The 25,504-nt window shown below is 66.2% G+C and carries 18 protein-coding genes and 1 riboswitch; of the genes, 7 read left to right on the top strand and 11 right to left on the bottom strand.

Features of this window, described 5'->3' with window-relative positions; all coding sequences use genetic code 11:
* Window positions 1-15: 15 nt before the first annotated feature.
* From leuB to ilvC, 9 genes are all read right to left on the bottom strand, one after another.
* Window positions 16-1,077: a 3-isopropylmalate dehydrogenase gene (gene leuB / locus ACSYS9_RS20195; RefSeq protein ID WP_071228151.1), complete on the bottom strand. Its 1,062-nt coding sequence runs from the start codon at window positions 1,075-1,077 to the stop codon at window positions 16-18.
* Window positions 1,067-1,645: a 3-isopropylmalate dehydratase small subunit gene (gene leuD, locus ACSYS9_RS20190; RefSeq protein ID WP_005410953.1), complete on the bottom strand. Its 579-nt coding sequence runs from the start codon at window positions 1,643-1,645 to the stop codon at window positions 1,067-1,069. The genes leuB and leuD overlap by 11 nt, the downstream gene beginning before the upstream one ends.
* On the bottom strand, window positions 1,645-3,063 hold the full coding sequence (leuC, locus tag ACSYS9_RS20185; protein WP_071228152.1) for a 3-isopropylmalate dehydratase large subunit: 1,419 nt from the start codon (window positions 3,061-3,063) through the stop codon (window positions 1,645-1,647). The genes leuD and leuC overlap by 1 nt, the downstream gene beginning before the upstream one ends.
* 60 nt (window positions 3,064-3,123) lie before the next feature.
* Window positions 3,124-3,903, bottom strand: coding sequence for a class I SAM-dependent methyltransferase (locus ACSYS9_RS20180; protein WP_440568458.1), 780 nt, complete (start codon window positions 3,901-3,903; stop codon window positions 3,124-3,126).
* A 10-nt stretch (window positions 3,904-3,913) separates the two neighbouring features.
* Window positions 3,914-5,500, bottom strand: coding sequence for a 2-isopropylmalate synthase (locus ACSYS9_RS20175; RefSeq protein WP_071228154.1), 1,587 nt, complete (start codon window positions 5,498-5,500; stop codon window positions 3,914-3,916).
* Window positions 5,497-6,588, bottom strand: a complete 1,092-nt coding sequence (locus ACSYS9_RS20170; RefSeq protein ID WP_071228155.1) for a threonine dehydratase — start codon at window positions 6,586-6,588, stop codon at window positions 5,497-5,499. The genes ACSYS9_RS20175 and ACSYS9_RS20170 overlap by 4 nt, the downstream gene beginning before the upstream one ends.
* Window positions 6,589-6,684: 96 nt before the next feature.
* Window positions 6,685-6,936: an ACT domain-containing protein gene (locus ACSYS9_RS20165; protein WP_014038403.1), complete on the bottom strand. Its 252-nt coding sequence runs from the start codon at window positions 6,934-6,936 to the stop codon at window positions 6,685-6,687.
* Window positions 6,920-8,656 carry an acetolactate synthase 2 catalytic subunit gene (gene ilvG / locus ACSYS9_RS20160; RefSeq protein ID WP_071228156.1) on the bottom strand — a complete coding sequence of 579 codons (1,737 nt, stop codon included), beginning with the start codon at window positions 8,654-8,656 and terminating at the stop codon, window positions 6,920-6,922. The genes ACSYS9_RS20165 and ilvG overlap by 17 nt, the downstream gene beginning before the upstream one ends.
* A 39-nt stretch (window positions 8,657-8,695) precedes the next feature.
* Complete coding sequence (gene ilvC, locus ACSYS9_RS20155; protein ID WP_032130453.1) at window positions 8,696-9,670, bottom strand: ketol-acid reductoisomerase; 975 nt, start codon at window positions 9,668-9,670, stop codon at window positions 8,696-8,698.
* Window positions 9,671-10,281: 611 nt separating this feature from the next.
* Between ilvC and ggt the strand changes: the two genes are divergently transcribed.
* Complete coding sequence (gene ggt, locus ACSYS9_RS20150) at window positions 10,282-12,075, top strand: gamma-glutamyltransferase (protein ID WP_256200916.1); 1,794 nt, start codon at window positions 10,282-10,284, stop codon at window positions 12,073-12,075.
* A 555-nt stretch (window positions 12,076-12,630) separates the two neighbouring features.
* On the opposite strand, the gene ACSYS9_RS20145 is transcribed toward ggt, so the two are convergent.
* Complete coding sequence (locus tag ACSYS9_RS20145; protein ID WP_049400562.1) at window positions 12,631-14,208, bottom strand: BCCT family transporter; 1,578 nt, start codon at window positions 14,206-14,208, stop codon at window positions 12,631-12,633.
* Between the two features lie 245 nt (window positions 14,209-14,453).
* Window positions 14,454-14,555: riboswitch (TPP riboswitch) on the top strand.
* Window positions 14,556-14,637: 82 nt separating this feature from the next.
* On the opposite strand from ACSYS9_RS20145, the gene thiC reads away from it, so the two are divergent.
* From thiC to ACSYS9_RS20115, 6 genes are all read left to right on the top strand, one after another.
* A complete protein-coding gene (gene thiC, locus ACSYS9_RS20140) occupies window positions 14,638-16,482 on the top strand; it encodes a phosphomethylpyrimidine synthase ThiC (protein WP_071228157.1) in 1,845 nt (614 codons plus the stop codon).
* 139 nt (window positions 16,483-16,621) lie between these two features.
* Window positions 16,622-17,293, top strand: coding sequence for an ion channel (locus ACSYS9_RS20135; protein ID WP_071228158.1), 672 nt, complete (start codon window positions 16,622-16,624; stop codon window positions 17,291-17,293).
* Window positions 17,294-17,553: 260 nt separating this feature from the next.
* Window positions 17,554-19,878 carry a winged helix-turn-helix domain-containing protein gene (locus ACSYS9_RS20130; protein WP_071228159.1) on the top strand — a complete coding sequence of 775 codons (2,325 nt, stop codon included), beginning with the start codon at window positions 17,554-17,556 and terminating at the stop codon, window positions 19,876-19,878.
* Window positions 19,879-19,993: 115 nt separating this feature from the next.
* Window positions 19,994-20,893: a helix-turn-helix transcriptional regulator gene (locus ACSYS9_RS20125; RefSeq protein ID WP_032128400.1), complete on the top strand. Its 900-nt coding sequence runs from the start codon at window positions 19,994-19,996 to the stop codon at window positions 20,891-20,893.
* Between the two features lie 49 nt (window positions 20,894-20,942).
* A complete protein-coding gene (locus ACSYS9_RS20120) occupies window positions 20,943-23,801 on the top strand; it encodes a TonB-dependent receptor (protein ID WP_071228160.1) in 2,859 nt (952 codons plus the stop codon).
* Window positions 23,802-23,973: 172 nt separating this feature from the next.
* Complete coding sequence (locus ACSYS9_RS20115; protein ID WP_032128398.1) at window positions 23,974-24,183, top strand: hypothetical protein; 210 nt, start codon at window positions 23,974-23,976, stop codon at window positions 24,181-24,183.
* 56 nt (window positions 24,184-24,239) lie between these two features.
* Here the strand turns inward: ACSYS9_RS20115 and ACSYS9_RS20110 are convergent, their stop codons facing one another.
* Window positions 24,240-25,361: an HDOD domain-containing protein gene (locus tag ACSYS9_RS20110; RefSeq protein ID WP_032128397.1), complete on the bottom strand. Its 1,122-nt coding sequence runs from the start codon at window positions 25,359-25,361 to the stop codon at window positions 24,240-24,242.
* Between the last annotated feature and the right edge of the window lie 143 nt (window positions 25,362-25,504).

Below are 25,504 nucleotides of genomic sequence, written 5' to 3'. Positions count from 1 at the left end.
CGGCACCGTCATGCATCAGCCCAGCTTCGCCAGCACCGCATCTGTCGCGGTGGCGGTACTCACCGCCTGGCCCTTGGCGGCCAGGTCGGCAGTGAACACACCATCATCCAGCACGGCGTGCACGGCGGCTTCCACCGCGGCGGCTTCCGCTTCCAGCCCCAGCGAATGGCGCAGCAGCATCGCGGCGCTGAAGATCGTCGCGTATGGGTTGGCGATGCCCTTGCCGGCGATGTCCGGGGCCGAACCATGGATCGGCTCGTAGATGCCGACCGCACCGGGTTCGCCGAGCGAGGCCGAGGGCAGCAGGCCCAGCGAGCCGGCCAGCATCGACGCCTCATCGGTGAGGATGTCGCCGAACATGTTCTCGGTGACGATCACGTCGTACTCGCGCGGCTTGGCCAGCAGGTGCATCGCCATCGAATCGACCAGCTGGTGCTCCAGCGCAACGTCCGGGAACTCCTCGCGGCCGATGCGCGCGGCCACGTCACGCCACAGGCGCGAGGTTTCCAGCACGTTGGCCTTGTCCACCGAGGTGACCTTGCCGCGACGCTGTTGCGCCAGGCGGAAAGCGCTGCGCAGCACGCGCTCGATCTCGGCTACGGTGTAGCGGCACAGATCGCTGGCGCTGTCGGCGTCGCGGGTCTTGTCGCCGAAGTAGATGCCGCCGGTCAGCTCGCGCACGACCACGAAGTCCACGCCCTGCAGCAGCTCGGCCTTGATCGGCGAGGCGTGCAGCGCGGCTTCATGGGTGCGCACCGGGCGCAGGTTGGCATACAGGCCCAGCGCCTTGCGGATCGCCAGCAGGCCCTGTTCCGGGCGCACCTTGGCGTTGGGATCGGACCACTTCGGGCCGCCGACCGCACCCAGCAGCACCGCGTTGGCGGCCTGGCAGGCGGTCAACGTAGAGGCCGGCAGCGGCTCGCCATGGCGGTCGATGGCGATGCCACCGATGTCGTGCTCGCTGAAGGTGAAGGTGTGGTTGAAGCGTTCGGCGACGGCCTTCAGGACGGCGACTGCCGCGGCGGCCACTTCCGGGCCGATGCCATCACCGGGCAGGACAACAATTTCAGCGTGCATGCTCACTCTCGTAGCGTTCGATTTCAGGGACACGGCCCAACAGATACCCCAACTGGTCGACGCCTTCCAGCAGGCAGGTCTGCGAGAAGCCATCCAGCGGGAAGGAATAGACGCGCCCATCGGGCGTGCGCAGCTCGCGCGCGGCCACGTCGATGGTCAGCTCGTCGTCCGGGCGCTGCATCAGCGCCTGCACGTCGGCTTCGTCCAGCACGATCGGCAGCAGGCCGTTCTTCAGCGAGTTGCCGCGGAAGATGTCGGCGATCTCGCTGCTGACAATGGCGCGCAGGCCCAGGTCGGTCAGTGCCCACGGTGCATGCTCGCGCGACGAGCCGCAGCCGAAGTTGCGGCCCGCCAGCAGGATGCTGCGGCCGGCGTTGTGCGGCTGGTTGAAGGCGAAGTCGGCCACCGGCGAGCCGTCGGCCTGCCAGCGCCAGTCATTGAACGCGTTGCGGCCCAGGCCGGCGCGTTCGGTGGTGGACAGGAACCGCGCCGGAATGATCTGGTCGGTGTCGATGTTGGTCTGGCGCAGCACCACGCTGGCCGAGGTCAGGGTACGGAAACCGGCCATCACGCCACCTCCTGTGCGAACAGTTCGCGGGTATCGGCGACGTGCCCGTTCACCGCGGCCCACGCCGCGCTCATCGGTGAGGCCAGCAGCGTGCGCGAACCGGGTCCTTGGCGGCCTTCGAAGTTGCGGTTGCTGGTGCTCACGGCCAGCTGCCCGGGCGCGACCAGATCGCCGTTCATGGCGATGCACATCGAGCAGCCCGGCTCGCGCCACTCGGCACCGGCCGCGCGCACGATCTCATGGATGCCTTCGGCCTCGGCCTCGCGCTTGACGATCTCCGAGCCCGGCACCACCAGCATGCGCACCCGCTCGGCGACGCGGCGACCGCGCAGCACCTGGGCCACTTCGCGCATGTCGCTCAGGCGGCCGTTGGTGCACGAGCCGACGAACACCACGTCCACCGGCGTACCTGCCAGCGCCCTGCCGGCCTGGAAATGCATGTAGTCCAGGCCTTTCTGTGCGGCAGCATCGTTGGCCGCCGGAATCGGCGCATCCACTGCGATGGCGGTGCCCGGATGGGTGCCCCAGGTCAGGGTCGGGCGGATATCGGCAGCGTCGATGTGCACTTCACTGTCGAAACGCGCGCCCTCATCGCTGCGCAGCTGCTGCCAGCGCGCCACGGCAGCGTCGAAGTCGGCGCCCTTGGGACCACGTGGGGTCGCGGCGACGAAGTCGAAGGTGACCTGGTCCGGCGCCACCATACCGGCGCGTGCGCCGGCCTCGATCGACATGTTGCACAGGGTCATGCGCTGTTCCATGTCCATCGCTTCGATGGTGCTGCCACGGAATTCGATCACGTGGCCGGTTCCGCCGTTGACGCCAATCACGCCGATGATGTGCAGGACCACGTCCTTGGCGCCAACGCCGGGAGCCAGCGGCCCATCAACAGTGATCGCCAGCGTCTTCGCCTTGCGCTGCAGCAGGCACTGCGTGGCCAGCACGTGGCCGACTTCACTGGTACCGATGCCGAACGCCAGCGAGCCGAAGGCCCCGTGGGTGGAGGTGTGGCTGTCGCCACAGACGATGGTCATGCCGGGTTGGGTGAAGCCTTGTTCCGGCGCGATCACGTGGACGATGCCGCGATTGTCCGAGGCCATGTCGAACAGCTCGATGCCGTGCTCGGCGCAGTTGCGTGCCAGCGTGGCGACCTGGGCTTCGGAGGCGGCGCTGGCATAGGGCAGCGTGCCATCGGCGGCAGCCGGCAGGGTCGGCGTGGAGTGGTCCATCGTCGCCTTGGTGCGATCCGGGCGGCGCGGCGACAGGCCGCGCTCGCGCAGTTCGGTGAACGCCTGCGGCGAGGTCACCTCGTGGATCAGGTGCAGGTCGATGTACAGCACGGCGGGCGCGCTGGCGGATTCAGGGACAACCACGTGGGCGTCCCACAGTTTGTCGTACAGGGTGCGGGGTGCGGAAGTCATGCGTGTGCCTGGCAGAAGTACGAAGGTGCGGACATCAGGAAAGATAGCGAAAAGGTCATGTCAGCGACGGCGGGCGAGCACCCGCAGCCGCACGTAGTCGGCCAGCGGCTGGCCGGCGGCATTGCGCGGCAGCTCGGCCAGCAATGCGGTGGCGGCCTCGCGCACGGTGGCGCGTGCCTCGGCCGGCAGGTCGTCCAGCAGCGGCGCAGCGAATACCCGCAGCCAGCCGGCAACGCCGGTAGGCAGTGCGGTCGGGCGCGGCGTGCACTCGATCAGCTGCACCTGGAAACCATGCTGGCGCAGGCGGTCGGCATAGGCATCGGCAGTGGGGAAGTACCACTGGAAGGCACTGGCGCCGTGGCCGTGGGCCACGCGCGCGGCCTGCACCGCCGCGATGATGGTGGCCACGTTGCCATGGCCGCCGAATTCGGCGACGAAGCGGCCGCCGGGGCGCAGGGCGCGGCGCACACCTTCCAGCACCTGGTCGGGGTTACCCATCCAATGCAGTGCCGCATTGCTGAACACCGCATCGAACTCGCTGTCGAACGACAGCGCGTGCCCATCCATCACCTGCGCATCGACACCGCGCGCGCGGGCGGCGATCACCAGTTCCGGTGAGGCATCCACACCGTGGATGTGCGCGCCGCTGAGCGCCAGCTCGGTGCTGAGCACGCCATCGCCACAGCCCAGGTCGAGGATGCGTTCACCGGCGCGCGGGTCGAGCAGGCGCGATACCGCGCCGCCGAGCAGCGGCACGAAGCTGGCGTCGATCGCATAATCCTGGGCGTTCCACTGCTGGCCAGCGGCGCTGGCCGGGGTGGGGGTGTCGAAGGCGCTCATGGCGGGGTCCTCAGGCGGTGGCGGGGGTGGCAACGTCGGTGTTGCTGTGGGCGGCAGCCTGGCGCTGGCGTAGCAGGCGGTTGGCCACATCCAGCCAGGCCAGCGCGGAGGCTTCGATGATGTCCTTGCTGGTGCCGGTGCCGTCGTACTCCACGCCCTCGTGGCGTACGCTCAGATTGGCTTCGCCGCGCGCATCGGCGCCGATGCCGACGCTGTGCACGTGGTAGCTGTCCAGCATCAGCTGCACGCCGGTAGCGGCCGACAGCGCGCCGAACAGTGCATCGACCGGGCCATCGCCCTGCGCGGTCTCGGCCACGCGGTTGCCGTCCGGGTCGGACAGTTCGACCAGTGCATTGGCGCGGCTGCCGACGTCGCTGATGGTCATCGACGCCAGGCGGTAGCCCTGCGCGTTGGAGCCGCCCTGCATCAAGGTTTGCAGGTCGGCATCGGTGACCACGCGCTGCTGTTCGCACAGACCCTTGAACTGCTCGAACACCAGCTTCAGTTCGTCTTCGTCCAGCCAGAAGCCCAGCGCACGCAGGCGCGCTTCGACGGCGGCGCGGCCACTGTGGCGGCCCAGCACCATCTGCGAATCTTCCCAGCCCACGTCTTCCGGACGCATGATTTCGTAGGTGCCGCGGTGGCGCAGCATGCCGTGCTGGTGGATGCCCGATTCGTGGGCGAAGGCATTGGCACCGACGATGGCCTTGTTGCGCTGTACCGGCATGCCGACCAGGCGCTGCAGCAGCTGCGAGGTGCCGACGATGCGCGGGGTGTTGATCGAACTGTCCTGCTCGTAGAAGGCCTGGCGCACCTTCAGCACCATCGCGATCTCTTCCAGCGAGCAGTTGCCGGCGCGCTCGCCGATGCCGTTGATGGTGCATTCGACCTGGCGCGCGCCGCCTTCGATGGCGGCCAGCGAGTTGGCCACGGCCAGGCCCAGGTCGTTGTGGCAATGCGCGCTGAAGATCACGTTGGCGGAATTCGGCACGTCGGCGACGCCGGCGATGACCTGCTGGAACATCGCGCGGATCTCTTCCGGCGTGGTGAAGCCGACGGTGTCGGGCAGGTTGATGGTGGTGGCGCCGGCAGCGATGGCCACGCGCGCGACTTCGATCAGGTAGTCCAGCTCGGTGCGGGTGGCATCCTCGGCCGAGAATTCGACATCGTCGATATAGGACCGGGCCAGCGATACGTGCTTGCGTACCGACTCCAGTACCTGCTCGCGGGTCATCCGCAGCTTGTGCTCGCGGTGCAGCGGGCTGGTCGACAGGAACACGTGCAGGCGCGGGTTGGCAGCGGCCTCCAGCGCACGTGCCGAGGTTTCGATGTCGGCCTGCAGGCAGCGCGACAGCACCGCCAGGGTCAAGCTCGGGCGGCGCAGTTCGCGGCCGATCAGTGCCATCGCCTCACGGTCGGACTGCGAGCTGGCCGGGAAGCCGGTCTCGATGATGTCCACGCCCAGTTCGTCCAGCGCACGCGCCATCACCAGCTTCTGCGGCGGGCTCATGCTGCAGCCGGGGGACTGCTCGCCGTCACGCAGGGTGGTGTCGAAGATGCGGATGCGCGGGGTGGTAATTCGTTCGATGGTGGTCACAGGGAAATCTCCTCGACAGCGGGTGCGACGGCTTGCAGGGGGGAAGGGGAAGAGGTGGGGGAAGCGATGGCGCTGGGCTTGGCGGGCGAGCGCGGTGTTTCGCTGCGCCGTCGCCGTGGTTTGCGTGGCGGGCGCGGGCGGATGTCGGTGAGCAGGCCGGCGAGGACGCCGGCATCGATGTTGCCGCCGGAGACCACCGCACACTTGCGGCGGCCGGCGACGCGGCGGCCGGCGGCCAGTGCCAGCGCACCGGCGCCCTCGGCGATGATGTGTTCTTCCAGTGCCAGGCGGACCAGGGTTTCGCGCAGTTCGGCTTCGCGCACGATCACCACATCGTCCAGCAGCGAGGTGCACAGGCGGCGGGTCAGGAAGCCGGGAATCTTCACCCGCACGCCGTCGGCCAGCGAAGCAACGGGGGCGATCTCGCGCACGTCACCGTGGATCGCGCGGGCCATCGAATCGACGCCTTCCACCTGCGCGCCAACGACGCGGACGCCCTGCGATTTCAGTGCCAACGCAACGCCGGAGGCCAGCCCGCCGCCGCCGATCGGCACGATCACCACGTCCGGCGCGTGTGCGGCCAGCTCGATGCCGACCGTGCCCTGGCCGGCGATCACGTCGGCATCGTCGAACGCGGACAGGAAGCGGTAGCCGTGGCGTTGTGCCAGTTCGACCGCGAAGGCGTAGGCCTCGTCATAGCTGGTGCCGTGCTGGCGCACGGTCGCGCCCCAGTGGGCGACGCCGGCGATCTTGGTGGCGGGCGCGCCATGCGGCATCACGGTGATGGCCGGCACGTCCAGGCGGTAGGCCGCCCACGCCACGCCCTGGGCATGGTTGCCGGCCGAGGCGCAGATCACTGGCCGGGTATCGCCGCGCTCGCGGCCGGCCAGCAGCGCATTCAATGCGCCGCGTACCTTGTAGGAACCGGTGCGCTGCAGGTTCTCCAGCTTCAGCCAGGTACCGAAGCGTTCGGCATGGTGCAGCGGGGTGGGCGGCAGGAAGCGGCGCAGACGAGCCTGCGCCGCCAGTACGTCGGCGACGCTTACGTCGCCGACATCGCTTTCCTGGCTGGTGTCAGCGGCCGGCATGGGCCACCAGCGCAGTGCAGAAGACCGCCGCATGCGGGCACGGGCGGCGAAGAAGACGCCTCCGTACCGGCACCGTGGTCGCTACGGTACGGGTGTTCATACGGATGCTCCTTCCACGGCGGTGACCTGCACGGACACGCAGTCGTAGATCTTCTCGATCTGCCGGCACAGCGTTTCCGCCGGACGCTGGCCATCCACCACCAGCTGCAGGTGCCAGCGGCCATCGTCGGCGGCCACCGGCGCACCACTGATCGCACGCGGCGCGAAGCCACGGCGTTCGGCCATGCCGATCACGCGCAGCAGCGCGCCTTCGGCCGGGTGCAGCACCAGGTCAAGCCGGTATTGCATTGGGGGTCTCCTGGCGGGCATGGGCGGGGTTGCTTTCCAGCATCGTGCTGTTGGCGGTGTTCGGCGGCACCAGCGGCCACACGTTGGCGCGTGCATCGATGGCCACGTGCAGCAGCGCCGGGCCTGGTTCGGCCAGCAGTGCGGCCAGGCCGCCTTCCACGTCGTCGCGGTTGTCGATGCGGGTGGCGGCGATGCCGAACACCTGTGCCAGTGCCACGAAGTCCGGGTTGTCAGACAGGTCGATCTCGCTGTAACGCTCGGCGAAGAACAGCTCCTGCCACTGCCGCACCATGCCCAGCGAACTGTTGTCCAGCAGCACGATCTTCACCGGCAGGCGGCAACGCGCGATGGTGGCCAGCTCCTGCACGTTCATCATGAAGCTGCCGTCGCCGGAGACCAGCACCACGGTGCGCTCGGGGCATGCGAACTGCGCACCCATCGCGGCCGGCAGGCCGAAGCCCATGGTGCCCAGCGCGCCACTGGTCAGATGATTGCGCGGGTGGTTGAAACGGCAGTGCTGGGCGACCCACATCTGGTGCTGGCCGACATCGCAGGCGATCACTGCATCGGCCGGTGCCAGCTCGCTCAGGCGCTTCAGCAGCGCCGGGGCGTAGATATGCTGGCCGGGGGCGTCGTAACGCGCAGCGAAACGATCACGATGCTGTGCACAGCGCTTGCGCCATGCGTCCTGGTGGGCCTTGGGGGAGGGGAAGGCCGCACGCAGGGCGCGGATGGCATGGCTGACGTTGCCGGGCACGGCGACGTCGGCGCTGCGCAGCTTGGAGATCTCGTAGGCGTCGGCGTCGATGTGGACGACGCGGGCGAACGGTGCGAACTCGGCCAGCTTGCCGGTGGCACGGTCATCGAAGCGCGCACCCAGCACCAGCAGCAGGTCGCTTTCCTGCACCGCCATGTTGGCCGCGCGGGTACCGTGCATGCCCAGCATGCCCAGCGACTGCGGGTGGTGGGCCGGCAACGCGCCCAGCCCACGCAGGGTCATCACCGTGGGGATGGCGCTGGCCTCGACGAAGTCGCGCAGGTCCTGCACCGCGTCGCCCAGCGCGATGCCACCACCGGCGTAGACCACCGGCTTTTCGGCGGCTGCCAGTGCGGCGATGGCCTCGGCGATGGCCGCTTCGGCCGGCGCAGGCGGCGGCTCGATGCTGCTCGGCACGTGCGCTGGCAGATGACTGGCATCGGCCAGCTGCACGTCCTTGGGCAGGTCGATCAGCACCGGGCCGGGCCGGCCTTCGCGGGCGATCCGGAATGCATCGGCGACCACGCGCGGCAGGTCATCGACGCTGCGCACCAGCCAGCTGTGCTTGACGATCGGCATCGTCAGGCCGAACACATCCAGTTCCTGGAAGGCGTCGGTGCCCAGCAGCGGCGTGCCGACCTGACCGGTGATGCAGACCATCGGTACCGAATCCAGCATCGCATCGGCAATGCCGGTGACCAGGTTGGAGGCGCCCGGGCCGGAGGTGGCCACGCAGACACCCGCCTGGTTGCTGGCGCGGGCAAAACCGTTGGCGGCCAGCGCCGCGCCCTGCTCATGGCGTACCAGGATGTGCTTCAGCGACGAATCCACCAGCGCGTCGTAGAACGGCATGATGGTGCCACCGGGATAGCCGAACAGCGTGCGGACGCCTTCGGCCTCCAGCGCCTGGGTCAGCCAGCGCGCGCCGTTGGGCGGCGCGCTGCGATGTGTCGAAGAGTTCATGGGGGAACCTTGCAAAGCGGGTGGGGGAGGGCCGCGCGGTTACGCGGCCTGTCCTTGCAACCAGACCATCTTGGCGCGCAGTTCCTTGCCTACCTTCTCGATCGGGTGCTCCAGGTCGGCCTGCTTGAACCTGTTGTAGTTCGGCAGGCCCGCTTCGTACTCGGCCACCCAGTTCTTGGTGAAGGTGCCGTCCTGGATGTCCTTCAGCACTTCCTTCATGCGCGCCTTGGTGCCGGCGTCGATCACCCGCGGGCCGCTGACGTAGTCGCCGTACTGCGCGGTCTCGGAGATGAACTCCAGCATGCGCGAGATGCCGCCTTCGTAGAACAGGTCCACGATCAGCTTCAGTTCGTGCAGCACTTCGTAATAGGCGATCTCCGGCTGGTAGCCGGCTTCGACCAGGGTTTCGAAACCGGCCTGCACCAGCGCCGAGGCGCCGCCGCACAGCACCGCCTGCTCGCCGAACAGATCGGTCTCGGTTTCTTCCTTGAAGGTGGTCTGGATCAGGTTGGCGCGGGCGCCGCCGAGGCCGGCCGCATAGGCCTGCGCGTGCTGCGCAGCCTTGCCGCTGACATCCTGGTAGACCGCCCAGATGCACGGTACGCCGCGCCCGATCTCATACTCACGACGCACCAGCGCACCCGGGCCCTTCGGCGCAACCAGCACCACGTCCAGGTCGGCGCGCGGCTCGATCATGCCGTAGTGCACGTTCAGGCCATGCGCGAACAGCAGGCAGGCGCCCTGCTTCATGTTCGGCGCCAGCACGTCGTTGTAGAGCTTCTTCTGCACCATGTCCGGGGTCAGCACGGCGACCAGGTCGGCGTCTTTCACCGCTTCAGCGGGCGCGATCACGGTGAAGCCATCGGCCTGCGCCTTGGCTTCGGTCGGGCCGCCCGGACGCAGGCCTACCACCACATCGAAGCCGGATTCACGCAGGTTCAGCGCGTGGGCGCGGCCCTGGCTGCCGTAGCCGATGACGGCGATCTTGGTCTGGGGCAGGTCGTTGGTGCTCATGGGGGAGGTTCCTTGCGGTGGGAAGAAAAAGAACGGCCGGTCGTCGAGGTGACGTGCCGGCCGGTCAGGGGAAAGCGGTGGAGGAGGCGCCGCGCGTTGCACAGGCACAGCCACCACGAGGCGTCGCGGTGGTGCAGGTCCGGGTTGTGCGATCGGCGTTGTGCATGGTGGTTGCGTCTGAAACCAGGTCCTGAAATGAAAAAACCCGCACCGGGGCGGGTGCGGGTTTTTGAAGAGTTCCGGTGTGTTTGTTGCTTACACGCTGGCTCGTCCCGCACCTGTTGGTTGGGTAATAAGTACGAGCACAAGAATCGAACGCAGCGAGGCGGCGCCGGTGTCGGCGGCTTCGATGTGGGTTCGCGGTGGCGTGTTGTGATGCAACATGTGATCGAGAGGAACACAACCGTTTCGGCGCTGTCAACCCTCGCAACGGATTTTCCATCGGTTTCCGCTGCATCCAGCGCAATCGCTTGCGGCACAAGGATGGTTGCCACTGAAAGTGTTTCGGTGAACCCGAATTCACTCCTTTCAGGGCAGTTTTTGCGCGGAATTAGGCGGATTTTCGCCTTGGTGGGGGCGGACCTTCCGCACCCACCCCAGGATCAACGTCCATGACCTCTGCCCGATACCGCATGCCGGCCGCAGCGGCGAAGATCGAGGGACCACCCTTCCATCGGAACCCGACCGTGTCCCGACGCCTTGCCCGTTCCCTGCTGGCCGCTGCTCTGCTGGCCGCTGTGCCCGCACTGTCTTCCGCCGCCGACCGCATCACCGGCCACACCTTTGCCACGCGTTCGGAGGTAATCGCCCCGCATGCGATGGCTGCCACTTCACAGCCGCTGGCCACCCAGATCGCGCTGGACGTGATGAAGGGCGGTGGCTCGGCGGTGGACGCGGCGATCGCCGCCAACGCCGCGCTTGGCCTGATGGAGCCGACCGGCAACGGCATCGGCGGCGACCTGTTCGCCATCGTCTGGGACCCGAAGACGCAGAAGCTCTATGGCTACAACGGTTCGGGCCGTTCGCCGAAGTCACTCACCCCGGCCGAGTTCCAGCGCCGTGGCCTGAAGGACATCCCGGCTACCGGCCCGCTGCCGGTCTCCGTGCCCGGCGCAGTCGATGGCTGGTTCGCGCTGCACGACCGCTTCGGCCGCAAGCCGATGGCCGACAACCTGGCGCCGGCGATCCGCTACGCCCGCGAGGGCCATCCGGTGGCCGAGGTGATCGCCTACTACTGGGACCGCTCGGTGCCCAAGCTGTCGCAGTACCCGGGCTTCAAGGAACAGTTCACGATCAACGGCCATGCCCCGCGCAAGGGCGAGATGTGGAAGAACCCGAATCTGGCCAGCACGCTGCAGAAAATCGCCGACGGCGGTCGTGATGCCTTCTACAAGGGCGATATCGCCCGCACCATCGGCGACTACTTCAAGGCCAACGGCGGCTTCCTGAGCTACCAGGACATGGCCGACCACCACGGTGAGTGGGTCGAACCGGTCAGCAGCAACTACCGTGGCTACGACGTGTGGGAGCTGCCGCCGAACAGCCAGGGCATCGCCGCGCTGCAGATCCTCAACGTGCTGGAAGGCTACGACTTCTCGAAGATTCCCTTTGGTTCACCCGAGCATGTGCACCTGTTCGTGGAAGCGAAGAAGCTGGCCTTCGCCGACCGCGCGCGCTTCTATGCCGACATGGCGTTCCAGCCGGCGCCGGTGCAGAAGCTGATTTCCAAGGACTACGCCGCACAGCGCCGCGCGCTGATCTCGATGGACAAGGCGCTGAAGGAAGTGCAGCCGGGCACGCCGAAGCAGCTGGAAGAAGGCGACACCATCTACATGACCGTGGCCGACGCCGACGGCATGATGGTGTCGCTGATCCAGTCCAACTACCGCGGCATGGGCAGCGGCATGGCGCCGCCCGGTCTGGGTTTCATTCTGCAGGACCGTGGCGAGATGTTCGTGCTGCAGAAGAACCATCCCAACGGCTACGCACCGGGCAAGCGCCCGTTCCAGACGATCATCCCGGGGTTCATCACCAAGGGCGGCAAGCCGTATGCCAGCTTCGGCGTGATGGGTGGCGCGATGCAGCCGCAGGGCCACGCGCAGATCGTGATGAACCTGGTGGACTTCGGCATGAACCTGCAGGAGGCCGGTGATGCACCGCGCATCCAGCACGAAGGCTCGACTGAACCGACCGGGCAGGCCACGGCGATGACCGACGGTGGTGAAGTGAATCTGGAAACCGGCTTCCCGTATGAAACGGTGCGTGCGCTGATGCGCAAGGGGCATCGCATCGTGTTCGCCGATGGTCCGTATGGCGGGTATCAGGCGATCATGCGTGATCCGGAATCCGGCGTTTACTACGGTGCGTCTGAGAGTCGAAAGGATGGGCAGGCGGCGGGGTATTGAGGTTTCCCGGCCACCGGGCGGAGCCCCCTCTGCGGTGGATTCCGTAAAGCTGGGTTTGGCCGGGCGGGTGGATTGTCTGGGGGCCGCTGCAAGTACGTCCATGTAAGCTCGGTCGCCGCATCCATGCGGCTCACGCCCCCAGCCAATCCACCCGCCCGGCCACGGACAGTTTCCTGTGGCTGCCACCGCAGGAAGAGAAAGAAGAAGATCAAAAGCAAAGGCAACAGCAACAGCCGCGTGCTGTGGGTTGGGGGCGGATCCGTTTTCCACAGGAAAACGAATCCGACCCCTTCTTGTTTTCCGATACACCTCATCCACGCATGGCGTGGAAGACCAACCGTCACCGAGAAATTGTCGGAGGCGGAGAGGGGGCAGATGGCGGGACCGTCCACGGCATGGATGCCGTGGCCGAGCCTACAGGGACGTACTTGCGGCGTGTCCCGCCATCTGCCCCCTCTCCGCCAAACCAGCAGCAACCCAGAGCCGCTTGTGAAGTTGCTGTTGCAGTTGCCGTTGCTTGAGAAAAGCGGTGCAGCCGCAGGCTGCAAAACCCCCTCAATCCTGATCGTGCGCGCGCGCCGCCTCCGCCTGGGTCTCCTCCTGCGCCGCCATCTCGCGCGCGATCCACGCATCGATCATGTGCCGCTGGCGCTGCGCCTGCCGCCGCTCGCGCGTGTACTCCTGGTCCAGCACCCGGTACAGCGACACCATCACCAGCACCATCAGCAGCGCGAATGGCAACGCCGCAATCGTGATCATGCCCTGCAGTGCATCCAGGCCACCGGCCAGCAGCAACGCCGCTGCGATCAGCGCCACCGCGATGCCCCAGGCCAGCTTGCGCTTCAACGGCGGATCGCCTGCCTCGTCAGTGGACATGCTGGCCAGCACCAGCACCGCCGAATCGGCTGATGTCACGAAGAAGATCATCAGCAGCACCAGTGCGATGCAGGAAAGCAGCAAGGGCAGCGGCATGCTGTCAAACAGGGTGAACAGCACCGTTTCATAGCCGTTGCCCAGCGCCTGCACCAGGTCGGCGTGGCCGAAGATCTGCGCCCACAGCGCAGTGCCACCAAACACCGCGAACCAGAAGAAGCCCAGCACCGTGGGGGCCAGCACGACGCCGATGACGAACTCGCGGACGCTGCGCCCACGCGAGATGCGCGCGATGAACGAGCCGACGAACGGGGCCCAGGAAATCCACCACGCCCAGTAGAAGATGGTCCAGTCCGCTACCCATGTGCTGCCCGAGAACGGCGACATGCGCAGGCTCATCGTCACCAGCTGGTTGAGGTACGACCCCAGTGTGGTGGTGAACGTATCGAAGATGAATCCGGTTGGACCCAGCACCAGTACGGTGGCCGCAAGAAGCGCGGCCAGCGCAAGGTTGAAGTTGGACAGCCACTTCACCCCGCGCTCGACACCGCTGGCGGTGGAGGCCATGTACAGCACGAACGCGATGGCGATGATGGTCAGCTGCAGTGGCACACCCGCGTGCAGGCCGAACACGCGTTCCATGCCGGCAGCGATCTGGATGGTACCGAACCCCAGCGTGGTGGCCACGCCAATGGCAGTGGCAACAACCGCGGCGATGTTGACCACGCGTCCGATCCAGCCGCGATGGTGCCGGCCGATGATCGGTTGCAGCATGTCACTGACCAGTCCACGGCCATTGCGGTTGAACTGGAACCAGGCCATCGCCAGGCCGATCAGCGCGTAGATTGCCCATGGATGCAGACCCCAATGGAAGAATGCATAGCGCATCGAAGCCCGCGCCGCGTCCATGCTCTGCGGTGCGAGGCCTTCTGGAGGCTTGGTGAAGTGGGAAATCGGCTCGGCGGCGCCCCAGAACACCAGGCCGATGCCCATGCCGGCGGCGAACAGCATCGACATCCAGCTGGCGCGCGAGAACTCCGGCTCGGCATCTTCACCGCCGATGCGCAGGTTGCCGAAGCGACCGAATGCCAGGTACATCAGGAAAGTCAGCGCCAGGAACACGACCAGAAGATAGAGCCAGCCGACACTGCGGATGACATCGGCCAGTACCGACTGCACCACGGTATTGAAGGGGCCGGGTGCAACACCGGCAAGCAGCACCAGAAGCAGAACCAGTGCGATGGAAACGCGAAACACCATGAAGGAGCTTCTCCGATCAAGGGATTGAGGGGAGCGAGCAGAGCTTGCTGCGAGGGGCCGGCGACATGCAGCACAGACCGGGCAGGGGCCGCGAAGGCGGCGGGGAAACACCGACCGCAGCGGCACGATGCGCGTGCACGTTACTGAATGCGATGTCACGGTTCTGTTAATACAGAAACAGCAGATCCACGCCGTGCGTGGATGGAACCACCAGGAGCTGCAGTGCGTTCTATGCTCTAATGCACACCAAGAAGCGGGGGTACCGCGGCCATGTGGCCACGGTTGAGACAGTCCCTTGGAACCTGATCCGGCTCATACCGGCGTAGGGAAGCTTTGCAGTGCAGCCATGCCCGGACTCCGCCCAAGGACCGTCCGGGCGCGGCAGCAGTGCGCCGCCGCTTCGTCCCTGACCTTCCTGGACGATGCCCGATGAACGCACAGCTCTCCGCCCTGCAGCAACAGGCCCAGCAACTCTCCGAATCCGTGACCCGGCCCATTCCCGGCTCGCGCAAGATCCACGTGCCCGGTTCACGCCCGGATCTGCAGGTGCCGATGCGCGAGATCGCGCTGACCCGCACGCCGACCTTGTTCGGCGGCGAAGAGAATGCACCGGTGACCGTTTACGACACGTCGGGCCCGTACACCGATCCGGAGGTGCGCATCGATCTGTCCGCTGGTTTGCCGGCACTGCGTCGCGGCTGGGTGGAAGAACGCGGTGATACCGAGCGGCTGGAAGGACTGAGTTCTTCGTTCGGTCGCGATCGCGAGCATGACCCGAAGCTCGATGCGGTGCGCTTCCCCGCGCGCAGCCTGCCACGCCGTGCGCGTGCAGGTGCCAACGTCACCCAGATGCACTACGCGCGCCGCGGCATCATCACGCCGGAAATGGAATTCGTCGCCATCCGCGAGAACCAGCGGCTGGACGCGATCCGCGATGCCGGGCTGCTGCAGCAGCACCCGGGCGAGGCGTTCGGCGCTTCGATCCAGAAGATCATCACCCCGGAGTTCGTGCGCGACGAAATCGCCCGCGGCCGTGCGGTGCTGCCCAACAACATCAACCATCCGGAAAGCGAGCCGATGATCATCGGCCGCAATTTCCTGACCAAGATCAACGCCAACATCGGCAACAGCGCCGTGTCCTCGGGCATTGCCGAGGAGGTGGAGAAGCTGGTGTGGGCGATCCGCTGGGGCGGTGACACGGTGATGGACCTGTCCACCGGCAAGCACATCCATGAGACCCGCGAGTGGATCATCCGCAACTCGCCGGTGGCGATCGGTACCGTGCCGATCTACCAGGCGCTTGAGAAGGTCGATGGCCGCGCCGAAGCACTCACCTGGGAGATCTTCCGCGACACACTGATCGAGCAGGCCGAGCAGGGCGTGGACTACTTCACCATCCACGCTGGCGTGCTGCTGCGCTATGTTCCGCTCACCGCCAAGCGGGTCACCGGCATCGTCAGCCGCGGTGGCTCGATCATGGCCAAGTGGTGCCTGGCACACCACAAGGAGAACTTCCTCTACACGCATTTCGAAGACATCTGCGAAATCATGAAGGCCTACGACGTGACCTTCTCGCTGGGCGATGGCCTGCGCCCGGGCTGCATCGCCGATGCCAACGATGCCGCGCAGTTCGGTGAGCTGGAGACGCTGGGTGAGTTGACGAAGATCGCCTGGAAGCACGACGTGCAGACCATGATCGAAGGCCCCGGCCACGTGCCGATGCAGCTGATCAAGGAGAACATGGACAAGCAGCTGCGCGAGTGTGGCGAAGCGCCGTTCTATACGCTGGGCCCCCTGACCACCGATATCGCACCGGGCTACGACCACATCACCAGCGCGATCGGTGCGGCGATGATCGGCTGGTTCGGTACGGCGATGCTCTGCTACGTGACGCCGAAGGAACACCTCGGCCTGCCCAATCGCCAGGACGTGCGCGACGGCATCATGGCCTACCGTATCGCCGCGCATGCGGCGGACCTGGCCAAGGGACACCCCGGCGCGCAGGTACGCGACAACGCGCTGAGCAAGGCGCGCTTCGAGTTCCGCTGGGAAGACCAGTTCCATCTCGGGCTGGACCCGGAGAAGGCCAAGGAATTCCATGATGAGACCCTGCCGAAGGATGCGCACAAGCTGGCGCACTTCTGCTCGATGTGCGGCCCGCACTTCTGCTCGATGAAGATCACCCAGGACGTGCGCGACTACGCCGAGGCCGGCATGAAGGAGAAGTCGGAAGAGTTCCGCGCCGCCGGCGCCGAGGTCTATCACCAGGGCTGACGTGTAACGGGTAGTGCCGGCCGCTGGCCGGCATTCCGTCGTGCGTGGGACCGGGGAGAGTGCCGGCCAGTGGCCGGCACTACCGCTCATCACGCCGCTCCCGGCTATCCTCCGCCCATCACCCTGGGGAAAGGACGCCATGCCCGTTGCCATCACCACCCGCTGGCTGGCCATTGCCCGCCGCCATCCTTCGGCCTGGCTGCTGGGTGCCCAGTTGATCGCGGTGCTGCTGTATCCCGCACTTGATGACACCGCCGGCGGCCGTGCGGCACTGGGCATGTTCGGCATGGCGGTACTCGGCCTGGCGCTGTGGGTGGTCCAGCGCAGTCCGCTGGGCACCTGGCTGGCACTGCTGCTGGCCATTCCTTCGGTGGTGTTCTCGCTGGCCGGCGCACTGCTGGATCGCAGTGCGCTGGTGACCACCGCGCAGCTGCTGGAAAGCCTGCTGTACTTCTATACGGCCGGTGCGCTCATCGCCTACATGCTCCAGGACCATAAAGTCACCCGCGATGAACTGTTCGCAGCAGGTGCGACATTCACGTTGCTGGCGTGGGCCTTCGCGTTTGCTTTCGCCGTGTGCCAGCAATGGTATCCGGGCAGTTTCCAGGGCACCGGTGGTGGCGCGCAGCGCACCTGGATGGAGCTTCTTTATCTGAGCTTCAGTTTGCTCTCGGGTGTTGGCTTGAGCGACGTCGTGCCACTGCATCCGCAGGCGCGCGCCTTGGTCATGCTGGAGCAGTTTTCAGGCGTGATGTACGTAGCTTTGGTGGTTTCGCGACTGGTTGGATTGACCATGCTGCGGCGCATGTGAAAATGAACGCCAGATAAAAATTTCGCGCCCCGCAGGGCGCGAATGGTGCAGCAAATTATGTGAATGCGTCGGCGAGAGAGAGCCTGGATGTCGACCACGCGATAGGCGAGGTAACCCGCATAGGCTAGTATTCGCCCGCTTCATTGTTTTTGCGGTATGCGCCGATGCTTTGTGCGGAGTCTGGCTTTTTGCTGTTCCCAGGACGGGAGGGTATCGAAGGCAAACGCTGCCCCGGACCTGTCTCTACTGTGTAGCGGAAAATGAACAGCAGTGAAAACCAGCCCCCCGGATTCGATCGGATCCGGATAGGAGAGTGCACTGTCACTCTGTCCTCGCGTGAAGTCGAGGTCGTGGGTGCGCGTCGCCCGCGTCGGCTGACGCCGAAGGCGCTGGGCGTGCTGCGTGTGCTGCTGCGCCAGCCGGGGCGTGTTGTCACCCGCGATGAACTGTTCGCGGAAGTCTGGCCGGACACGCTGCCGACCAATGATGTGCTTACCCAGGCCGTCACCCAGCTGCGCAAGGCGTTCAGCAACGACGACGACAACGGCCAGGCCTATATCGAGACCATCGCCAAGACCGGCTATCGCCTGCTGGTGCCGGTGCAGGTACTGGACGATGTCGAGCCGGCGCCGCCGGCGGGAGCCGATGACGAAATCGTGGACATGCAACCGGCGATGGCCATCGCCGAGATGATGCCGCCACACGTGCAGGCATCGCGCCGCCGCTGGCGCCACGTCCGCCGGCGCGTACTGCTGGTGCTGGGCGTGCTGATGCTGACCACGGTGGTGGTGCTGACCGCGCTGCTGCTGCGGCGGGCACCGGCCAGCAGTTCAGCTGTGGACGCGGCCGTGGAGAACGGCACGCGGGTGATCGGCAGCCCGCAGCGTCCCTATCGGTTGATCACCGCGACCAGCGGCTTTGAAACCTATCCCACGCTTTCACCCGATGGTTCATTGGTGGCCTATGAGGGCGCCAACGAAGACGGGCAGGGCGGTGGCGCGATCAAGGTGCAGACCTCCGGCAACGCGCCTGCGCGGCAGCTGCTGGCTCCGCCGGCCGGCTCGGTCGATCGCTTCCCGAGCTGGTCGCCGGATGGACGCGAGATCGCCTTCGCGCGGTTCAGCAACAACGGCGGTTGCCAGGTGCTGATCGCCAGCGCGACCGGTGGTGCCCTGCGCCAGGCCACACGGTGTGATGGCACCGAGCTGCTCAGTTTCGACTGGACGCCGGACGGCCGTGGTCTGGTGTTCGGCAGCATGGTGGGGCGCTATGCGCATCGCGGCATCCGCAAGCTTGATCTGGCCAGTGGCCAATGGGAGGCGCTGGACTACGGTGTCGCCGAGGATGACTTCGACTATGCGCCGCGCTACTCGCCTGATGGCAAGTGGCTGGTATTCGTGCGCAATCCGCAGCTGGGCGACCTGTGGCGCATGCCGGCCGCGGGTGGCACGCCCGAGCAGCTGACCAACGAGGCCGCTGAACTGCGTGGCTGGGCCTGGTTGCGTGATGGCCGGACGATCGTGTTTGGACGCCGTGTCGACAGTGAGGTGCGCCTGTACTACCTGGACGTCGAGAGCCGCACGCTGCGCGACGCCGGGCTCGACGACGCACAATGGCCGGCGACGGCGCGCCGCGCGGGCATGCTGGCCTTCGTTCACCGCCGCGCGCAGTTCGGCATCTTCAAGGTGCCGATGGAGGGCGGTTCACCCCCGCAGCGCCTGTTTGCGTCCAGCGGCCGGGATGGGCAGCCGATGGCGGCGCCGGATGGACGCCAACTGGTGTTCACGTCCGATCGTTCAGGCAGCTTCGCGCTGTGGTGGGCGGACATGGAGCGCCCCGATTCGCTGCGGCCTATCGAAGGATTGCGGCCTGAGGCACGCCAGGCACCGGACTGGTCGGCCGACAGCCGGCGGTTGCTGGTGGTCGGGCGCGACGAACACGGACGCACGGTGGTCTATGAGATCGCCCCACGTGACGAACGCGTCCAGCCGTTGCCGGTACCGTCGGAGCAGCCGCTGCAGGCACTGTACGGCGCAAACCCGGACCAGCTGCTGGTAGTCGAGCGCGATGACCAGCAACAGACCCGGCTGAGCCTGTTTGATCGAAGCGTGCAGCCTTGGCGCCGCCTTGCCAGCATCGAGGGCGTGTCTCAGGCGCGGTTCGATCGCAGCAGCGGGCGTGTGCTGTTCACCCGCCTGGCCGCAGGTGGCCTGTGGTCGGTGGATGCGGCGCTGGCGCCAGGCAGCGTGCAGCAGATCAGCGATGACCAGCCCAGCCGGTGGCGGTACCGGGCCTGGACCGTGGCCGGCAACAGTGCGATCGGCTATCTCGGTACGTCCACCCGCTGCGGTACGACACTGGTGCTGATCCAGGCCGGGCGCGAGGAACCGGAACGCTGCCTGGATGCGGAACGCCTCAGTGCCGGCAACGGGCTGAGCGCCGGCGCCGATGGGCGCACCCTGTTCGTGGCAATGGCGGTCAGCGACGGTGCCGACATCGGTGTGATGCGTTTGCCCGAGCGCTCGCCGACGCTGCTTCCGGCGTTCTCCAAGTTGTTGCTGTTCAACGGAAATGGGCCTTCGTAATTTCTTCGTGGCGACCTCGCCGCGAATTCGTGGCGATCTCGTCTGACTTTCCTGACGTGGTGCCGCCTGATTTGGCAAAACGGAGGCCTGTACTAGGCAAATCCGTGGTGCCCCCATGCGTCAACTCTCGCTGGCCGATCGCGGCCAAACCGTCTCTCTGGACCGGTCGCTCGACGATGCTGCGCCGACCTGCCTGGGCGTGGCCCGGCTCGGCAGCCTGCAGACCGCAGGCAGCAGCTTCACTGTGTGGATGCAGGTGCGCGGCAGCTCCTGGGTGGAAGCCAAGGAAGGACGCTTCCGCTTGCGCCAGGGCGAGTGGATCGCCTTCGAGAAGGAGTCGCGGCCGCTGGTGCAGGCCGGTCGCAACGGCTTGTGCGTTGGCCTGAACCTGACGGTCGAAGCGCTGCGCGTGCTGGCCGAGATGGCCGATTGCGGTCTGTATGCCGGGCGTGGCCGCATGAACCGTGGCGATGCCCGCGTTGCGCTGCGCCTGTGGCGCGATGCGCTTGCCAGTGGCCAGCCGGCACAGGCACTGCGCCCGCTGCTGCTGCACCTGGCGGGCCTGCAGCGTGGGCTGGCCGACAACGTGCAGCGTTGCCCGGGGCGCTCGCGCAGCCGCAAGCGCCAGGTGTTCGGCCGCATGCAGCGCGCCCGCCTGTACCTGGAAGGCAACAGCCACCGCGTGGTGCGCATCGGTGAACTGGCCGAGCTGACCAACTTCTCCAGCTGGTATCTCTCCAAGACCTTCCAGAGCCTGTACGAGGAAAGCCCGCAGTCGCTTTCGGCGCGGCTGCGCCTTGAGCGCGCTGCCGACCTGCTGCGTGACACTGACATGATGGTCGGCGAAGTTGCTGCAGCCAGTGGCTTCGACAACTGCTGCAGCTTCGCGCGTGCGTTCCGCGCCCGCTACGGCCAGTCCGCATCGCGCTTCAGGGAGAACGGCGGCTTGCTGCCGCCACAATCTGCAAAGTCTCCGGTTGGTTCGCGCAAATACAGCGCTGCAACGCAATCGTAACGTGCTGGGGTGTTTTAACACGCTGCTAACACGTACCTTGGAGAGATAGATGAACGTTCGTAATCCCGCAGTGCGGCTGGGCCTTCTGCCGGCTGGCATTGCGTTGGCGCTGACGCCCGCCTTTGCTTCTGCACAGGAAGCAAAGGATGCGACCACCCTGGATCGCATCGAAATCACGGGCTCGCGCATCCGCGGCGCCTCGATGGAGACCCAGCAGCCGGTCCTCACCCTGAGCCGTGAGAACCTGGAAAAGCAGGGCTACACCACCGTCGCCGATGTCCTGCAGAACCTGACCTCGGCAGGTTCGCCGGCCATTTCCCGTGCGGACTCGCTGTCCTCCGGCGAAAACGTTGGCGGCTACTACGTCGACCTGCGCAACCTGGGCGCGCAGCGCACCCTGGTGCTGATGAACGGCAAGCGCCTGGGCGCGACCACTGCCGGCTACCAGGATCTGAGCCAGATTCCGATGGCCGCCGTCGAGCGCATCGAAGTGCTGAAGGATGGCGCCTCCGCCATCTACGGTTCGGACGCCATCGCTGGCGTGGTCAATGTGATCACCCGCAAGCGCTTCGACGGTGCTGAAGCCAGCGTCTACGTCGGCCAGTACGGCCGCGGCGACGGCGACACCAACACCTACTCGTTCACCCTCGGCTCCGAAGGCGAGCGTGGCGGCGTGACCTTGTCGGCCGAATACTCCAAGCAGGATCCGGTGTGGGCGAAGGATCGTTGGTTCAGCCGCGACGGCGGCCTGGGCCCGAACACCACCTCCGGTGATTGGAGCCCGCTGAGCCAGAACAGCACCTGGTGCGACCCGCGCGTGTGGGGCGACTGCAAGCCGCGCGCTGCAGGCCAGCCGCAGCCGGAGTGGATGACCCTGAATCCGGGCGGTGACCCGAAGAATGCGGCCGACTACCACCAGCTGACCCCGGCCGAGTACTCCAATGCCAACCAGCAGATGATGGTGCAGACCGGCATCGAGCGTAAGTCCGTGTACGTCAACGGCAGCTACGATCTGGCCGACTCGATCACCTTCAATGCTGACGTGCTGTACAACCAGCGCACCACCGACCAGCAGATCGCGGGTTACCCGTACCAGTCGCTGTCGTTCGGTACCCCGCTGTCGAAGGACAGCGCGTTCAACCCGATCGGTCAGGACGTCGAGTTCCGTCGCCGCCTGTGGGAAGTGCCGCGTACCACCAAGAGCGACCTCAAGACCCTGCGCTTCGCGCCGAGCCTGAGCGGCTTCTTCGAATTCGCTGGCAAGACCTGGGATTGGGACGTCGGTGCGCTGTGGAACCGCAACGAGCTGACCAAGACCGGCTACGGCGACATGAGCCTGATCGCATCCGAGCAGGCACTTGGCAAGTCGTTCATCAACGGCCAGGGTGTTGCCCAGTGCGGCACCGCCGCCAACCCGATCCCGCTGAGCCAGTGCCGTCCGTGGAACCCGCTGCTGCCGTATGGCGTCAACGGCCAGGGCTCGCTTGCCGACCGTGATCTGCAGAACTTCCTGTTCCCGACCTACACCGACACCGGTGTGACCAAGACCACCAGCTACACCGCCAACCTGTCCGGTTCGCTGTTCGAGCTGCCGGCCGGTGACCTGGGCGTGGCCATGGGCTACGAGCACCGCAAGGAAGAAGGCCGCTTCGTGCCGGACGCCTTCCGTCAGTCGGGCCAGTCGACCGGCCTGGCGTCGACCACCACCTCGGGCAACTACTCGCTGGATGAGTTCTACCTGGAACTGAACGTGCCGATCCTGTCGGACCTGCCGTTTGCCAAGGAACTGACCTTCAACGTCGCCAGCCGCTACTCCGACTACAGCAACTTCGGTGACACGATCAACTCGAAGTTCGGCCTGGTGTGGCGCCCGATCGAAGAGCTGCTGGTCCGCGGTACCTACGCAGAAGGCTTCCGCGCGCCGACCGTCGACGATCTGTACGGCGGCACCAACTCGAGCTTCGAGCGTTACACCGATCCGTGCGGTTCGACCTCGCCGGGCAACGTCGCTGGCAATGCTGCCTGCGCCGCGGCTGGCGTGCCGGCCAACTACGTGCAGGTCGGCCAGGGCTTCGCGCCTTGCAGCACCTTCCCGTGCGCGACCCCGGACCAGTTCGTCAGCGGTTCGAATTCGGCTCTGAAGCCGGAAACCTCCAAGAGCAAGACGGTTGGCCTGGTCTGGAGCCCGCGTTGGGTGCAGGGCCTGGACATCTCGCTCGACTGGTACCGCTACGAGCTGAAGAACATGATCATCGCTGACAGCGTTGATCGCATCCTGCGTGACTGCTACGTGCTGGGCAACGCAGCTCGCTGCGAAGGCGTCACCCGTGCCGCCGATGGCCATATCGAGGCGCTGACCTACGGCCTGGCCAACCTCGGCTCGATGGAGACCGAAGGCTACGACCTGGGTGTCAAGTACCGCCTGCCGGAACTGTCGATCGGCAAGTTCAGCATCGACTGGCAGACCAGCTACCTGGCCAAGTACGACGAAGCCGGCCAGAACAAGAAGGGTGAGAACATCACCATCGGTCGCGTTGGTGAGCCGGGCCTGTTCCGCGTCCGTTCGAACCTGGGCGTGAACTGGGAGCTGGGTGACTTCGGTGTCAACTGGACTGCTCGTTACTACTCGGGCATGAAGGAAAGCTGCATCGACGACGCATGGTGCGACGCCCCGAACCACTACGCCAATGGTGAGCCGGATCCGCTGCGCCACACCGGCTCCAACACCTTCCACGACGTGCAGGTCAGCTGGAAGGCTCCGTGGGATGCCACCATCGCCCTGGGTGCGAACAACGTGTTCGATCACCGCGGTGCGCTGCAGTACTCGGCGCCGAACTCGAGCTTCGCCTACTACGGTGGCTTCGACGTCGGTCGCTTCCTGTACATGAAGTACACCCAGCGCTTCTGATCGTTCGAAGTGCGATAGCAATACCGGGAGGGCGGACCGCAAGGTCCGCCCTCTTTTTTTTTGTAGGGGAATTCCGAAATGTCGTGGAAGGTGAGCAGAGTCACGTTCCTGTCGTGTCGTAATCAACACAGTTGCTGGGTCCACTTGCGGACACTTGCACATGGAGAGAGCGATGAAGAGCACGCTGTTGCACAAACTGTCTGCTGCTGCACTGATCTATGCAACATTGGTGGGTGCGGTGTTCGCCCAGACCGGTGGCGTCTGTGGGGGCGGGCTGTACTGCGAAGAGCTGCGCCAGCAATGCCTGGCTGCAGGCAATTCGAAGGTCATGTGCGATCTGCAGTATCGCCACTGCGTGCAGGACGCCTGCGGCGCGCGCTGATGCAAAAAAAGGCGCGCCTTTGGGCGCGCCTTCGAGGTTGTTCCTGCGTTGACAGCTCAGGCCTCGCTGGGTACCAGTCCCATCAACGCATTGGCATGCTCGCGCCACTGCGGCAGCCTGTTGAGTACACCTGCGCGCTGCAGGTAGTCCTCATCCACCGGATCGCCGTTGACCAGCGCCAGCGCCACATGCACCGCACCGGTCACCCAGAAGCTGCGCGTATTGGCGCGCTGCGGCTGCAGGTGGAAGGCAACCGCTTCGATGATCGGCATCGGCAGGCCCCACAGGCCCAGCAGGTAGGCGCCGGCCTCGGCATGGCCGGGGCGGGTGTCACCGGCCAGCGACGGTTCGCTGCGCTCGTTGCGTACGCCGGGCAGCAGCAGGCCGATGTCGGCCAGCAGAGCGGCGGTCGCGCCCAGTTCGGCACTGGATTCGGGCAGCAGGCGCGCGGCCAGGCGCGAGGCGAGCAGGGCGCGCTGCTGCAGTGAATTGCGTTCGGCGGTGGACAACGTGGGTGCGGAAAACACCTCGCTGGCCAGCACCAGGTCGCGCAGCGTCGACAGGCCCAGGCGGGTCACGGCCGTGCGCAGGTCAGCGATGGTGCGTCCCTGGCTGAAGAACGCCGAGTTCGACAGCTGCAGCACCTTCGCGGCAATGGCCGGGTCGGCCGCCACCAGCTTGGCGACGTCGGCGCTGTCGGCGTCGTCGTCATGCTCCAGCGCCTGGGTCAGGCTCAGGTACAGGTGCGGCGGCGAGGGCAGCTTCTCGATACGGCCGATGGCATCGCGCAGGCGTGGGCTGTCCAGTACTTCGCGCAGCTCTTCCAGGCTGGTCAGCGCTTCCAGCAGCACTTCCGGTGCCAGTGGCAACGGCAGGAAACGGTGAGCGACACCGATCAGGCGTGCCGGCGGCGGCCGGTTGCCGTGCTGGGCATCGATCAGCGCGATGCGGATGGTTTCCGGGCGCAAGGTCCGGATCTGACCCAGCAGCGTGGTGGCATTGAGATCCGGCAGCTGCGGGCAGACGATCACCGCATCCACGCCCTGCGTGGCCACCGCAGTCATCGCGGTCTGGCCATCGGTGGCGGTCAGCGGCTGCCAGTCTTCCCCAAGATCGGCAATGAATTCGGTCAGCTCGGCCGGCAGGCTGGCTGCATCCCCAACAAGCAGAATACGCACGACACATTCCCCTGGCTGTCTCGACGATGGATGTCGACGACGTGTGAAGTGACGCAATTTACCTAATACGGCGGCACGTGTGATGTGCCGTCGTCATGAAACGTGACCCGCATCGCTCCGGCGGGGTGCCGCCGGAGCGATCC

Source organism: Stenotrophomonas sp. STK17_22, from assembly GCF_051983905.1.
GTDB lineage: Bacteria > Pseudomonadota > Gammaproteobacteria > Xanthomonadales > Xanthomonadaceae > Stenotrophomonas > Stenotrophomonas maltophilia_A.
Note: the sequence above shows the minus strand (reverse complement) of the source record. Positions and strands in the feature narration are given on the sequence as shown.

Coding starts and splice junctions, on each gene's coding strand:
- ilvC (WP_032130453.1), bottom strand. CDS start 9,670: ATGAGCACCAACGACCTGCCCCAGACCAAGATCGCCGTCATCGGCTAC.
- ACSYS9_RS20180 (WP_440568458.1), bottom strand. CDS start 3,903: ATGAGCGCCTTCGACACCCCCACCCCGGCCAGCGCCGCTGGCCAGCAG.
- leuD (WP_005410953.1), bottom strand. CDS start 1,645: ATGGCCGGTTTCCGTACCCTGACCTCGGCCAGCGTGGTGCTGCGCCAG.
- ACSYS9_RS20115 (WP_032128398.1), top strand. CDS start 23,974: ATGAAGAGCACGCTGTTGCACAAACTGTCTGCTGCTGCACTGATCTAT.
- leuB (WP_071228151.1), bottom strand. CDS start 1,077: ATGCACGCTGAAATTGTTGTCCTGCCCGGTGATGGCATCGGCCCGGAA.
- ACSYS9_RS20170 (WP_071228155.1), bottom strand. CDS start 6,588: ATGCCGGCCGCTGACACCAGCCAGGAAAGCGATGTCGGCGACGTAAGC.
- ACSYS9_RS20165 (WP_014038403.1), bottom strand. CDS start 6,936: ATGCAATACCGGCTTGACCTGGTGCTGCACCCGGCCGAAGGCGCGCTG.
- ACSYS9_RS20120 (WP_071228160.1), top strand. CDS start 20,943: ATGAACGTTCGTAATCCCGCAGTGCGGCTGGGCCTTCTGCCGGCTGGC.
- thiC (WP_071228157.1), top strand. CDS start 14,638: ATGAACGCACAGCTCTCCGCCCTGCAGCAACAGGCCCAGCAACTCTCC.
- ACSYS9_RS20135 (WP_071228158.1), top strand. CDS start 16,622: ATGCCCGTTGCCATCACCACCCGCTGGCTGGCCATTGCCCGCCGCCAT.
- ACSYS9_RS20130 (WP_071228159.1), top strand. CDS start 17,554: ATGAACAGCAGTGAAAACCAGCCCCCCGGATTCGATCGGATCCGGATA.
- ACSYS9_RS20125 (WP_032128400.1), top strand. CDS start 19,994: ATGCGTCAACTCTCGCTGGCCGATCGCGGCCAAACCGTCTCTCTGGAC.
- leuC (WP_071228152.1), bottom strand. CDS start 3,063: ATGACTTCCGCACCCCGCACCCTGTACGACAAACTGTGGGACGCCCAC.
- ACSYS9_RS20145 (WP_049400562.1), bottom strand. CDS start 14,208: ATGGTGTTTCGCGTTTCCATCGCACTGGTTCTGCTTCTGGTGCTGCTT.
- ggt (WP_256200916.1), top strand. CDS start 10,282: ATGACCTCTGCCCGATACCGCATGCCGGCCGCAGCGGCGAAGATCGAG.
- ilvG (WP_071228156.1), bottom strand. CDS start 8,656: ATGAACTCTTCGACACATCGCAGCGCGCCGCCCAACGGCGCGCGCTGG.